This is a genomic window from Streptomyces sp. L500 (assembly GCF_054551825.1).
In genome coordinates, this window is sequence record NZ_JBTOLC010000020.1 from 1 (window position 1) to 12939 (window position 12939).

12 protein-coding genes and 1 tRNA gene are annotated in these 12939 nt (G+C 71.4%); 6 read left to right on the top strand and 7 right to left on the bottom strand.

Annotation, left to right across the window (positions count from 1 at the left end; all coding sequences use genetic code 11):
- Positions 1 to 118: 118 nt before the first annotated feature.
- From ACX9I7_RS19340 to ACX9I7_RS19350, 3 genes are all read left to right on the top strand, one after another.
- On the top strand, positions 119 to 520 hold the full coding sequence (locus tag ACX9I7_RS19340; protein ID WP_459388009.1) for a hypothetical protein: 402 nt from the start codon (positions 119 to 121) through the stop codon (positions 518 to 520).
- A 76-nt stretch (positions 521 to 596) separates the two neighbouring features.
- Positions 597 to 1361: a DsbA family protein gene (locus ACX9I7_RS19345; RefSeq protein ID WP_459388010.1), complete on the top strand. Its 765-nt coding sequence runs from the start codon at positions 597 to 599 to the stop codon at positions 1359 to 1361.
- Positions 1358 to 2215: a cytochrome c biogenesis CcdA family protein gene (locus tag ACX9I7_RS19350; protein ID WP_459388011.1), complete on the top strand. Its 858-nt coding sequence runs from the start codon at positions 1358 to 1360 to the stop codon at positions 2213 to 2215. Before ACX9I7_RS19345 ends, ACX9I7_RS19350 begins: the two co-directional genes overlap by 4 nt.
- Before the next feature lie 52 nt (positions 2216 to 2267).
- On the opposite strand, the gene ACX9I7_RS19355 is transcribed toward ACX9I7_RS19350, so the two are convergent.
- Both ACX9I7_RS19355 and ACX9I7_RS19360 read right to left on the bottom strand, forming a co-directional pair.
- On the bottom strand, positions 2268 to 2858 hold the full coding sequence (locus ACX9I7_RS19355) for a lytic polysaccharide monooxygenase auxiliary activity family 9 protein (RefSeq protein WP_387574928.1): 591 nt from the start codon (positions 2856 to 2858) through the stop codon (positions 2268 to 2270).
- Between the two features lie 116 nt (positions 2859 to 2974).
- On the bottom strand, positions 2975 to 3784 hold the full coding sequence (locus ACX9I7_RS19360; protein WP_459388012.1) for a C40 family peptidase: 810 nt from the start codon (positions 3782 to 3784) through the stop codon (positions 2975 to 2977).
- Positions 3785 to 3957: 173 nt separating this feature from the next.
- Here ACX9I7_RS19360 and ACX9I7_RS19365 point away from each other — a divergent pair.
- The 3 genes from ACX9I7_RS19365 (at position 3958) to glxA (ending at position 8226) form a co-directional block, all read left to right on the top strand.
- Positions 3958 to 4031 (top strand) — tRNA-Lys (locus ACX9I7_RS19365).
- A gap of 344 nt (positions 4032 to 4375) precedes the next feature.
- Positions 4376 to 6223 (top strand): glycosyltransferase family 2 protein, encoded by a 1848-nt coding sequence (locus ACX9I7_RS19370; protein ID WP_387574932.1) that lies wholly within the window; start codon positions 4376 to 4378, stop codon positions 6221 to 6223.
- A complete protein-coding gene (gene glxA, locus ACX9I7_RS19375) occupies positions 6220 to 8226 on the top strand; it encodes a radical copper oxidase GlxA (protein ID WP_459388013.1) in 2007 nt (668 codons plus the stop codon). Before ACX9I7_RS19370 ends, glxA begins: the two co-directional genes overlap by 4 nt.
- Before the next feature lie 4 nt (positions 8227 to 8230).
- On the opposite strand, the gene ACX9I7_RS19380 is transcribed toward glxA, so the two are convergent.
- The 5 genes from ACX9I7_RS19380 to ACX9I7_RS19400 form a co-directional block, all read right to left on the bottom strand.
- Positions 8231 to 9286, bottom strand: a complete 1056-nt coding sequence (locus tag ACX9I7_RS19380; RefSeq protein ID WP_387575223.1) for a glycoside hydrolase family 6 protein — start codon at positions 9284 to 9286, stop codon at positions 8231 to 8233.
- Between the two features lie 190 nt (positions 9287 to 9476).
- On the bottom strand, positions 9477 to 10166 hold the full coding sequence (locus ACX9I7_RS19385) for a class F sortase (protein WP_387574936.1): 690 nt from the start codon (positions 10164 to 10166) through the stop codon (positions 9477 to 9479).
- Between the two features lie 25 nt (positions 10167 to 10191).
- Positions 10192 to 10824 (bottom strand): hypothetical protein, encoded by a 633-nt coding sequence (locus ACX9I7_RS19390; protein WP_387574938.1) that lies wholly within the window; start codon positions 10822 to 10824, stop codon positions 10192 to 10194.
- Positions 10825 to 10967: 143 nt separating this feature from the next.
- Positions 10968 to 11747 (bottom strand): HAD-IIA family hydrolase, encoded by a 780-nt coding sequence (locus ACX9I7_RS19395; RefSeq protein ID WP_387574940.1) that lies wholly within the window; start codon positions 11745 to 11747, stop codon positions 10968 to 10970.
- A gap of 123 nt (positions 11748 to 11870) precedes the next feature.
- A complete protein-coding gene (locus ACX9I7_RS19400) occupies positions 11871 to 12920 on the bottom strand; it encodes a 2-aminoethylphosphonate ABC transporter substrate-binding protein (RefSeq protein WP_459388014.1) in 1050 nt (349 codons plus the stop codon).
- Between the last annotated feature and the right edge of the window lie 19 nt (positions 12921 to 12939).

Genomic DNA, 12939 nt, shown 5'->3' on the forward strand with positions numbered 1-12939 from the left:
GCGTATGCCCCGGGCGCGCGGTCGCGGGCGGGCGGGCGGCCCGTAGCATGGAAGGCCGTCCCGGCGCCGGATCCCGGGACGCGCCGACGACGGGCAGGGAACAGGGAGGAGAGGACACGTGCCGCAGCACCGCCGGAGAGAAGCAGCCGCAGCGCTGCTGCTCCTCCTCGCGGTCCTCTTCGGCCCGGTCGTCTGCGGCGCCGGCTCGGCCGCGTACGCGACGGGCAGCGGCTCCGTCCCGGCCGTCTCCGCGCACCTCCAGCACCCGGCCGCCCCCACGGCGCCCGAGCTCCGGCCGCGCACCGACGTCAAGGACACCGGCGGCAGCTGCCGCCAGCAGGACACGCCCCTCAAGGGCGCCGAGACCGCCGTCCCGCACACCCAGGCCGACCCGCTCGGCGTCCCCGGCACCGCCCGCACGGCGCTCCCCCGCGCCCGGGCCCCGCAGGTCACCACCCCCAGGGCCCCGCCGATAGCGGCGGCCGGCCGCGCCGAGCTGCTCCCCGTCCTACGGATCTAGACCGCCCCACCACGGCCCGCGCCGGGCCGTGCTCCGGCACACCCAGATTCCGTACGACCCAGGGAGTCCCCTCCTCATGTCCGCACGTCCCGCACGCCTCTCCTCGCCCTCCCGCCGTCTGGCGGCCATCGGCGCGGTCCTCGCCCTCGTCGTGGCGGTCGTCGCCGCCGGCATCGCCATCGCCAAGAACACGGGCGGCTCCGGCAAGGACAAGCCCGCCGCCGACGCCGGGCCGTCCTTCGACCCCAACCAGGCCACCTACGACAAGCTGGAGAAGGCCACCAGCCGCCGCGAGAACGGCGACCCGCTCGCGCTCGGCAAGGCCGACGCCCCCGTCGTGCTGGTCGAGTACGCCGACTACCAGTGCTCCTACTGCGGCCGCTTCACCCGGGAGACCCAGCCCGAGCTGGTCAAGAAGTACGTCGACGCGGGCGTCCTGCGCGTCGAGTTCCGCAACTTCCCGATCTTCGGCAAGGACTCCGAGCGCGCCGCCCGCGCCTCCTGGGCCGCCGGCCGGCAGGGCCGCTTCTGGCAGTTCCACGACGAGGTCTTCGCCAAGCTCCGCAAGGGCGACGCGCTCGCCGAGGACAAGCTCGTCGACATGGCCGGCAAGGCCGGTGTGAAGGACCTCGACAAATTCCGCGCCGACCTGTCCGGCGCCGAGTCCGAGGCCGCGGTCAAGAAGGACCAGGAGGAGGGCTACTCCCTCGGCGTGCAGAGCACCCCGTCCTTCCTCGTCGGCGGCCGGCCGCTCGCGGGCGCCCAGCCGATGAAGGAGTTCGAGGCCGCCATCGCCCAGGCGAAGGCGGTCAAGGAGGCCGCCGGGAGGTCGGGCAAGTGACCGACATCGGCTACCTCGCCGCCTTCCTCGGCGGCGTCCTCGCCCTGGTCAGCCCGTGCAGCGCGCTACTGCTGCCCGCGTTCTTCGCCTACTCCCTGGCGAGCCCCACCAGGCTCCTCGCCCGCACCGGCGTCTTCTACCTGGGCCTCGCCACCACGCTCGTCCCCCTCGGGGCCGCCTCCACCGCAGCCAGCCGGCTCTTCAACGGCCACCGCGAGCTGCTGATCACCGTCGGCGGCTGGGTGGTGATCGCCCTGGGCGCGACCCAGATCGTCGGTCTCGGCTTCGCCTCGAAGAAGGCCCAGGCCGCGGCGGGCCGGATCACTCCGCGCACGGCCGCCTCGACCTTCCTCCTGGGCTGCGTCTACGGGCTGGCCGGCTTCTGCGCGGGACCGATCCTCGGCGCGGTGCTGACCGTGACGGCCGTGGACGGCGACCCCCTCCACGGGGCGTCGATGCTCGCCGTCTACGCGCTGGGCATGGCCCTGCCGCTGTTCGTGCTGGCCCTGCTCTGGGACCGCTTCGCGCTGGGCCGGCGGCGCTGGCTGCGCGGGCGGGAGCTGCGCCTGGGCCGGCTGCGGCTGCACACCACCTCGCTGGTGTCCGGGCTGTTCTTCATCGCCATCGGGGTGCTCTTCCTCGGCTGGGGCGGGACGACCGGCCTGCCGGGGCTCGTCGACGCCGAGCAGGAGTTCCGGCTGGAGGAACTGGTCTCCCGGGTGGGCGGCGCGGTGCCGGACTACGCGCTGCTGGCAGCGCTCGCCCTGGTGGCGGCGGGCGCGCTGGCGTGGTTCGCGCTGCGGCGCCCGGCCGACGGGAACGGTGACGGCCCGGACGGGTCCGACGGCCCGTAGGCCCCGGTGCCGCCGTGGGGCGCCCGAGCCGCCGGGCACCCCACGGCGACCGTCAGAACTGCACGTCGGAACAGGCGTAGAACGCGTTGCCCGTGTCGGCGACGGTCCAGACGGCGAGGATCAGCTGCTTGCCGCTCTTCCCCGCCGGGAGCGTGCCCTGGTGGGTGACCGCGGCGTCGGGGATCCGGCCGCCGTAGGGGACGGTGAGGAACGGCTGGGGTTCGAGGTCCGCTCTGCTGAGCGGCCGGTTCGGGTCGTAGTGGTCGTTGGTGATGTAGTAGCGGAAGTCCGTGGTGGCGTGGCGGGCCGTGAGCTTCCAGCGGAAGCTGTAGTCCCGCCCCGCCGTGACCTTGGTGGCCGGCCACTCCCCGCCGCGCGGGTCGTCGAGCTCCGCGAAGCGGCTGTTGCCGCCGGCGCAGAGGGTGCCGTCGGACGGGCCGTGGGACGGGAAGCCCTTGGGGCCCTCGACGGACTGGGGCTCCCACTGGATCTCACCGCAGTCGCTCACCGCGCCCTGGGCGCAGAACACCTGACGGCTGGTGGGTGCGTCGGTGTAACCGTGGCTGTTGGCGCTTCCGGTGGAGACGAGGGAGATACAGGCGACGCTCAGGCCGATGATCGCCGCACTGATCCTTTTGCGCATACGTCACTCCTCGAGAACGTGGGGGGTTCTGTGAGCCGAGTGGATTGCGGTCTAGACCAAGAGTGACGCTAGTACCGGCCGACGGTCATGTCCAGGCCAAAATTGGGGTCTTGACGTCACCGTCGGTCGCACCGCTCCTCGTCGCCCGTACAGGTGACCGGCGACCCGGACTCCTCGTCCCAGCGGAGCCCGTCACGGTCGGGTGACTCGATCCGGCCGTACATGCGCGCGTCGAAGTACGCGAGGCTGGAGATCCGCACCCGGGTCCCCGGGCGGGCCGCCTCGACGTAGCGCCCGCCGCCCAGGTAGATCGCGACGTGGTGCACCCCGGAGGCCCGGCCGTCGCTGGACCAGAAGACGAGATCGCCACGGCTGAGGGCGGAGCGCGGGATGCGCCGGGTGGCGCGGTACTGGTCGGCCGCCAGCCGGGGCAGCCGGACCCCCGCCCGCCGGTACGCCTCCTGGACGAGCCCGGAACAGTCCCAGCGGTGGGGCCCGGCGCCGCCGTAGCCGTAGGGGTCGCCCAGATGGGCCAGCGCGAAGACGATGGCGGGCTCCAGCCCGCGGATCCTGGCGCTCTCGCCGCCGCCACCGCCCCCGCCGCCCTGATCGGCGATGTCATCGCCGTCGACCACGGTCGTGTCGTCGGCGTCGGCGTCGGCCAGGGCCTCGGGGGGCACCTCGGCGGGCAGGTCCTCGGGCCTGGTCGCGGGCGGACCGCCGTCCGGGTCGTCCACGGCCACGACCACGGGGTCCGGGGTGGGGTCGGGCCGCTCGGTCGCGAGGGCGAGCGTGCCCGTACCGGCCAGCAGCGTCGCCCCGGCGGCCGCCAGCAGCGCCCGGCACCCGGTGCGCCGGGGACGCCCGGGGCGTCGATGTCGGGAGTGTCGGTGCCGGCCGCGCCCGGCGGGTATCTCCTCGGGCATCTCCCCGCCGCCTTTCCCTCGGTTCCGCTCGGCACAGCTTCTCAGCGACGAGGAAGAACCGCATGTCGCACGACAGTCACCCTCCGTAATAAATATCGCCTGATTTTCGGGCATAGCGATCTCGGTGGTCGGGGGCACCCCCGAACGTCGGGTAGAGTCTTCTCTGTCAGCAGGCGCCGCTAGCTCAGTTGGTTAGAGCAGCTGACTCTTAATCAGCGGGTCCGGGGTTCGAGTCCCTGGCGGCGCACGCGAGTCTCAGGGCTCCTCACCATCGGTGGGGAGCCCTGAGTCGTTCTCCGTTCGATGCGAACATCTACACGCATCATTGATGACCGCTTCCGCAACATTCGTAAGCATCTTCGTTCGACGTACCGCTTTGCCCGGTAAACACCTTGTTTCACCCTTGCGATCATGATGCGCGGTCCGAGATCCTAAAGCGCACGGCTTCACCCAATGTCACGTCGCCAACGGGTAGTTGGGTGGCGCCCGCAGGGAGCCGGCACGGGGCATGCCCGCGCGCGGCCAGGGGGGCCGGGGGGCCCGCGAAACGGCATACACACGCAGTGAGCATGCGTGCGGGGGGAATGACACATGACGTCCACGCCTGCCGACGCCCGGCAGCAGCCCTACGACCCAGCGGTGACGGCGCGCCCGCGCCTTCCGGCCCCGGCCGGCGCGGACGGACGGCCACCGGCGCCCCACCCGCCCAGACGCGCGTCGCCGCGCCGCCGCGAGCCCCTCCCCCGCTTCGACTACGAGCACTACAGCCGGCTCGCCGGCCCGCTGAGCCCGCCGCCGGAGGGCCCCGGCCCGTACCGGGTGCGCTATCGCAGCCTGCTCGCCGACGAGCCGCACCGCGTCCAGGCGGCGCTGCTGCTCGGCGCGGCGCCCGTGGTCTCGCTCGGCCTGCTGATCTGGCTGATGCAGCCCGCCCACTGGACCCAGCGGGAGCACGGCACCCCGCTGATGCGCGCCCTCGACACGGTGATGCTCGTGTCGATCGGGCTGATCGAGCTGTTCCGCACGCTGAACGTGACGTCCAACGCCCACGCCACCCTCGTCGCCCGCGACCCGATACCGGTCGTCCCCGAGACCGGCACCAGGGTGGCCTTCCTGACCTCCTTCGTACCGGGCAAGGAGCCCCTGGAAATGGTCACGAGGACCCTGGAGGCGGCCGTCGAGGTCCGCCACCGGGGGCCCGTGCACGTCTGGCTGCTGGACGAGGGCGACGATCCCGAGGTCAAGGCCGTCTGCGAGCGCCTGGGCGTCCGGCACTTCTCCCGCAAGGGCGTGGAGAAGTGGAACCAGCCGAAGGGCCCCCACCGCGCGCGCACCAAGCACGGCAATTACAACGCCTGGCTCGACGCCCACGGCGACGACTACGACTTCTTCGCGTCCGTCGACACCGACCACGTCCCGCTGCCCAATTTCCTCGAACGGATGCTGGGCTACTTCCGCGACCCGGACATCGCCTTCGTCGTCGGCCCCCAGGTCTACGGGAACTACGAGGCGGCCGTCACCAAGGCGGCGGAGAGCCAGCAGTTCCTCTTCCACGCGCTGATCCAGCGCGCCGGGAACCGCTACGGCTCACCCATGTTCGTGGGCACCAACAACGCCGTGCGGATCAGCGCCCTCAAGGGCATCGGCGGCCTCTACGACTCGATCACCGAGGACATGGCCACCGGCTTCGAGCTCCACCGCCACCGCAATCCGGAAACGGGCCGGAAATGGCGCTCGGTCTACACCCCGGACGTCCTCGCCGTGGGAGAGGGCCCGAACGCCTGGACGGACTTCTTCACCCAGCAGCTGCGCTGGTCCCGGGGCACCTACGAGACGATCATCAAGCAGTACTGGAAGGGCCCCTTCACCCTGTCGCCGGGGAAGTTCCTCAATTACACCCTGATGGTCATCTATTATCCGATGACCGCGATCAACTGGATGCTCGGCGCGCTGAGTTGCGCGCTCTTCCTGGGGCTCGGAGCCTCCGGGATCTCGATCAATTCCGAGATCTGGATGATGCTCTACAGCGACGCGGCGGCCCTCCAGATCGGCCTCTACATCTGGAACCGCCGGCACAACGTCTCCCCCCACGAGCCCGAGGGCTCCGGCGGCCTCGCGGGCATGGTGATGTCCGCGCTCTCCGCGCCGATCTACGCCCGCTCGCTGACGGACGCGGTGCTGCGCCGCAAGAGCTCCTTCGTGGTGACCCCCAAGGGCGATTCGGCCAGCCCCGACACCCTCTTCGGCACCTTCCGCATCCACCTGTTCTTCCTGCTCGTCTTCGGGGGGTCGCTGGTGGCCTCCTTCGTCCTCGGCCACACCCATGTGGCCATGCGCACCTGGGCGTCGCTCGCCCTCGCGGTCACCGTGGCGCCGATCGTCGCGTGGTCGTGGACGCTGTACCGCGCCAAGCATCCCGAGGGAGCCCGTCAGCGATGAGATTCCAACCGAGCCGCCGCACCCGGCGAACGGCGGCGGGCGCGACGGTCGTGTGCGCCCTGGCGGGAATGAACGGCCCGGCGCTCTGGGACTACACCGCCGCCCGGTATCACGCGTACACGATCAACCAGCCCGCCTACAAGGCGCGGAACGGCCACTGGGACGTCGTGGACGTCCCCCCGGAATACCGCATCAACACCATCCACGCCGCCCTGCTGCACACCGGCAAGGTGCTCCTCGTGGCCGGCTCCGGGAACAACGCCGCGAATTTCAAGGCCAAGTCCTTCCGCACGGTCCTGTGGGACCCCCGCAAGAACACCTTCAAGAACATCCCCACGCCCAAGGACCTGTTCTGCGCGGGCCATACCCAGCTCCCCGACGGCAGACTCCTGGTGGCGGGCGGCACCCAGCGCTACGAGAAGCTCAACGGCGACGTCACCAAGGCCGGCGGCCTGATGATCGTCCACAATGAGAACCCGGACAAGCCGATGACCTTCCCGGCGGGCACCCGCTTCACGGGCAAGGCCAACCACAAGACCTTCGAGTCCAAGGACGCCGTCCTCGTACCGCGCGCCACCAAGACCGGCGAGGGCGACAAGGTCAAGGTCACGGCCAGTACCGCCCGCGTCTATGTCGAGGCCCTGGAGAAGGGCCCCACGTACGAGACGGGGACCACCGACAACTACCGCATCGACGGCCTCACCAGCGTCGACGCGCAGAACAACTACGGCATCGCCAACAAACTCTCCTTCGACAAGAAGGATTTCCAGGGCATCAAGGACTCCTTCGAATTCGACCCCGTGGCCGAGCGGTACATCACGGTCGACCCGATGCACGAGGCCCGCTGGTACCCCACCCTGACCACGCTCCAGGACGGCAGGGTGCTCTCGGTCTCCGGGCTGGACGAGATCGGCCAGGTCGTCCCCGGGAAGAACGAGATCTACGACCCGAAGACCAAGAAGTGGACGTACCTCCCCCAGGAGCGGTTCTTCCCCACCTATCCGGCCCTCTTCCTCACCGACAAGGGAAAGATCTTCTACACCGGTTCCAACGCGGGCTACGGACCGGCCGACAAGGGCCGCACCCCGGGCCTGTGGGACCTGGAGAGCAACTCCTTCACCGAGGTCCCCGGCATCAGCGACCCGGACGTCCTGGAGACGTCGATGTCCGTGCTGCTGCCGCCCGCCCAGGAGCAGCGCTTCATGGTCCTCGGCGGCGGCGGGGTGGGCGAGGACCGCAAGTCCACCGCCAAGACCCGCATCGTGGACCTGCGCGAGGACAAGCCCCGTTTCCACGACGGCCCCGACCTCTACGCCGAGGTCCGCTACCCCAGCAGTGTCATCCTCCCCGACGACACCGTGCTGACCACCAACGGCTCGGGCGACTACCGGGGGCGCAGCCAGTCCAACGTCCTGCGGGCCGAGCTCTACGACCCGGGCGCCAACTCGACCCGGGGCGTCGCCGATCCGCTGGTGGGCCGCAACTACCACTCCGGTGCGCTGCTGCTGCCCGACGGCCGGGTGATGACCTTCGGCTCCGACTCGCTGTTCGGCGACAAGGACAACACCAGGCCCGGTACGTTCCAGCAGCAGATCGACCTCTACACCCCGCCGTACCTCTTCCGCGACGAGCGCCCTGCGTTCAAGGACACCGGCCCCCGGACCGTCGGGCTGGGCGAGCGGACCTCGTACCGCACCAGCGACCCGAAGGCGATCTCCCGGGCGCGGCTGATCCGGCCGGGGTCCTTCACCCATGTCACCAATATCGAGCAGCGCTCGATCGCGGTGGACCTGGCCAGATCGGCCGACGGTGTGACCGTGACGATCCCCGGTGACGCGTCCCTGGTACCGCCCGGCTGGTACATGCTGGATCTGGTCGACGAGAAGGGCACCCCGTCCGAGGCGGTGTGGATCAAGGTCCCGGTGGCGGAGAAGCCTTCCGGGGATCAGGAGAAGCCGTCCGGCGAGCAGGAGAAGCCCTCCGGGGAGCAGGGGGAGGGATGAGTGCTCAGCGGGTGTTGCGGGCCAGCTCCAGGGCGTAGGTCTCCCACCACTGGCCGGCGTCCGGGCCGCCCTTGCAGGCGCCGTCCGACTCCCCCGGCCGTTTGACCCACAGATAGGCGTCCACGAGCGCGTCCCCGGTCCGGGTGGTCGGGGGGGCGCCGAGGGCGCGGCCGGAGGGGTTGCACCAGGTCTTCTCGTGGTCGCCGCCGGAGAGCGGGCCGTTGCCGTTGCGGCTGGTGTCGATGACGAAGTGCTTGCCGCCCAGCAGCTCGGAGATCCGGTGGCCGTACTCCTTGCTGTCCTGGGTGGTCTGGAAGTTGGAGACGTTGAGGGCGAAGCCGTCGGCCTGGTCGACGCCCGCGCGACGCAGCGGGTCGGCCATGCGGCCGGCGGGCGTCACCCAGCTGGGGTTGCCCGCGTCCAGGTAGACCTTGGTCCTGGGGAGGGCCTTGAGCCTGCCGACGGCCTCCCTGAGCAGCGCGTAGCGCTCCTCGTGGAACTGCTGGGGGGTGCAGCCGTCCTCCATGTGCGGCAGGGCGTCGGGTTCGAGGATGACGGTCGCCCTGCGGTCGCCGATGCCCGCGGCGGCCTTGTCCAGCCAGGCGCGGTAGGCGTCGCCGTCGGAGGCTCCGCCCTGGGAGTACTGGCCGCAGTCGCGGTGCGGGATGTTGTAGAGGACGAGCAGCGCGTCGCGGTCGACGGCCGTGGCGGCCTCGGTGAAGCCCCGGGTCTGGGAGTCCGGGTCGTCGGCGCCCACCCATTCGGCGACGGGCTGGCCGGCGATCTTCGCGATCAGCGCGGCGTCCTCGGCCTTGCCGGCCTTGCCGAGCCGGACGGCCTCCCGGGCCGCGGTGCCGTCGGGGTTGACCCAGTAGGGGGAGGTGGACTTGGGGAGCTGGGAGGGGGCCTGGACGGCGAGGGCGTCCGTCCGGGGGGCGCCGGACTCGTCCGAGGAGCCGCAGCCCGTGGCCGCCAGGAGCAGGAGCACCCCCGCCGCCGTTCCCGTCCGTGCCCATACCCCGCGGCCCCGGCGCGCGCGGCCGGAGTAACTGCGGTACATCCAACTGCGGTACATCCACTCCCCCTTGGGTGTACTGCCTGTGGAGGTGATTGACGGAAGTGCCGTCCCCATGCTGGCACAGACGTGCCCACGCCCGGGGGCAGTCATGCCACGACACGTGGGGGGTCGCTCTGTCGGGCGACCCGGCCGGCGGGCGCCCGGGCGCCGGGCCGGACCGCCCGCCGGGGGCTCAGACGGCACGGCCGGATCCCGTGGCGGCGGCCTCGGTCGCGCCGGTCAGATAGGCGGAGACGACGACGTTGGCGCTGTAGGAGCGCCGGTCGCGGTCGTAGTAGCCACCGCAGGTGATCAGGCGCAGTTCGGCGCGGTCCTTGACGCGGGGTCCGTAGGCGCGCGCGGCGTCGAAGCGTTCCTTGGTGAAGACGGAGACGTCCTCGACGGTGAACCGGGCGACGGAGCCGTCGGCGCGGGTGACGTCGACCTCGGTGCCGCGCCGGATGCCGCCGAGCCCGTAGAAGACGGCGGGCGCGTGGTCGGTGTCGAGGTGGCCGACGAGGACGGCCGCGCCGGGGCTGCCCGGCTGGGGCCCGTCCCGATACCAGGCCACGGCGCCGGGCCGGGCGTACGGGGGCGGGGCGACGGCGCCCTGGGGGGTCAGGCCGTGGTCCTCGACGGGGGCGCGGACGTTCATGGCCTTGATGGTCAGGCCGCGTGGGGCGCTCCCGGCCAGGGGCCGGTGGGCGGGGGGCAGCGCGGGGTCGGCGGGCCGGCCGACGGCGGCCACGTCGCCGGTGGTGGGGGCGGTCGCCATGGGCACCTCGGTGACGTCGCGTCCCCACAGCCACAGCGCCACCAGCAGGGCGGCCCAGGCCGTGCCGGTGAGCAGCCGGCCGGTGCCTCCGGGGCGGTCCTCGTCCATGGCGGTCGTCCGTCCTCCGGCCGGGTCAGCGCCGGGCCGCGGTGGTGCGCCGCCGGTGCCAGATCAGCGCGCCGGCGATGGCCGCGGTGGTGCCCGCGAGGACGAGGCCGGCGGTGTCGGGCGGTTCCACTGCGGCCGCCCGGGTGGTGCTGCCGCCGCCTCCGGCGGGGACGGGGGCGACGGGCGAGGAGTGGCCGAGCCGGTGGTCGCGGCCGGTGAGGGCGTGGTCGTCGCGGTCGGCGAGGGAGCCGGCGGCCGGGTGGTCGGCGTCGGGGTGGTCGCCGCGGCGGACGTCGGAGCCGTCGGTGACGACGGTCAGCTTGCCCTCGGCCGTGTGTTCCGTCCCGTCGCAGCTGACCCGGACCGGGTAGGTCCCGGGGCGGACGGCCTCGCGGACGGTGGCCTCGGCGAACAGACCGGCCGAGTCCTTGGCGAGCTTGGCGTCGGAGACGAACGCCTCGGAGGTGGCGGTCCCGCGGTCGCCGGCGCAGCCGGAGACTCTCAGCTGCACCTCGGCGCCGGGCCGGCTGGTGACGGGGGTGAGCTCCATGGTCCCGGACATGGTGACGGGCCCGTCGTTGGCGTCGGCGGCGCCCGCGCCGGCGACGAGGGCCGCCGCCGTCAGGGCCCCGCAGAGGGCGGAGCGGACTGCATCCATAGTGAACCTCCTGGTACTCCCGAGGTTCACCCGGCGATGTCCGTGGACGCATCCGCTCCGTAGCCGTATTGCTCCATTTGACGATCATCCAAGCCGGTCGGGTCAGCGCGGGCCCGGACGGAGGCTCGGACGGGGGGCGGGCGTCAGATCAGGTCGACGAGGTCCGCGATGGAGTCGACGACCCTGGACGGGCGGAACGGGTGGAGGTCGACCTCCTCGGCGCGGGTGAGGCCGGTGAGCACCAGGAAGGTCTCCATGCCGGCCTCCAGGCCCGCCAGGATGTCGGTGTCCATCCGGTCGCCGATCATGGCGCTGGTCTCGGAGTGGGCGCCGATGGCGTTGAGGCCGGCCCGCATCATCAGGGGGTTGGGCTTGCCGACGAAGTAGGGCTCGCGGCCGGTGGCCTTGGTGATGAGCGCGGCGACGGAGCCGGTGGCGGGCAGCGCGCCCTCGGCGGAGGGGCCGGTCTCGTCGGGGTTGGTGGCGATGAACCGGGCGCCGTCGTTGATCAGGCGGATGGCCTTGGTGAGCGCCTCGAAGCTGTAGGTGCGGGTCTCGCCGAGCACCACGTAGTCGGGGTCGGCGTCGGTGAGGACGTAGCCGATGTCGTGGAGGGCGGTGGTCAGGCCGGCCTCGCCGATGACGTAGGCGGTGCCGCCCGGCCGCTGGTCGTCCAGGAACTGGGCGGTGGCCAGGGCGGACGTCCAGATGTTGGGGACGGGCACGTCCAGCCCGATCCGCTTCAGCCGGGCGTGGAGGTCGCGGGCGGTGTAGATCGAGTTGTTGGTCAGCACCAGGAAGGGCTTGCCGGACTCCCGTAGCCGGGCGATGAAGGTGTCGGCGCCGGGAACCGGGATGCCCTCGTGCATGAGGACACCGTCCATGTCGGTGAGCCAGGACTCGATCGGCTTGCGTTCTGCCACTGCGGACTCCTGCCGTGCTGTGCACCTGCCGTGCCGTGCCCGTCGCGGGGACGCGTCCGGGGACGCCGGGACGACACCGCTCGTGCGTCGCCCCGACACCTCCAGCCTAATCAGTCGCCCTGGTCAGCTGCCGGTGGCCGCCTTCCAGGCGCCGACGTAGGAGGGCAGGTTCCTGTCGATATCCACCCAGTCGGGACGGAATATCTCGACGCCCTTCATGAGGTTCGCGAGGGAGGTGGCGCTGAGGTCGGTGGCCTTCACATCCGCGCGGGAGGCGAAACCGCCGCCCACGCCGGAGACGGCCTTCTGGACGGGTTCGGTGAGGAGGTAGTCCAGGAATTTCCTGGCGTTCTCACTGTGCGGGGCGTCCTTCACCAGTCCGGCCGCGTAGGGCAGGGCGAAGGTGGTGGGCTTTCCGTCGTCGCCGGCGGGGAAGAAGATTCCCTGGTTCGGCATGGACTTCATGTTGGCGAAATTCATCTGGACGTCGCCGTTGGCCACCAGGAGTTCGCCCTTGTCGACCTTGGGGGCTAGCTGGCCGGTCGACTTCGAGGGGCCCACGTTGTTGACCTGGAGGTCCTTGAGGAAGGCCATGGCCTTGTCCTTGCCGCCCAGGTCGTGCATGGCCTTGATCAGGACGGCGGTGCCGTCGCCCGCGACGCCGGGGGTGGAGTACTGGAGCCTGCCCTTGAATCTCGGGTCGAGGAGGTCCTTCCAGGTCTTCGGCGGAGTTCCCTTGAGTTCCTTCGAGTTGTAGATGAAGCAGAGGTAATTGTTGGCGATCGAGGTCCATTTGCCGTTCGGGTCCTTGTCGCCGGCCGCGACGTTCTCGGCACCCTTGGGCGTGTAGGACCGCAACAGGCCCTTTCCGTCGGCCTGCTGGATGAAGGGCGGCAGGGTGACGACCACGTCGGCCTTGGTGTTGGACTTCTCCCGGTCCAGGCGCTGGACGAGCTCCCCGGAGCCGCCCTCGACGTAGTTGACCTTGATTCCGGTCTCCTTGCGGAAGTCCGCGAAGACCTTGTCGTAGAAGCCGGAGCCGTCCTCGGCCTTGAGGCCGTCGGCGCTGTAGACGGTGATTTCCTTGGCGTCGCCGGCGGCGGAGGTACCGCAGCCGGTGAGGAGCGCGCCGCCGAGGCACAGGAGGGGCAGGAAGCGGAGGGGACGGGGCATGGTGTGCCGGAACTCCTTC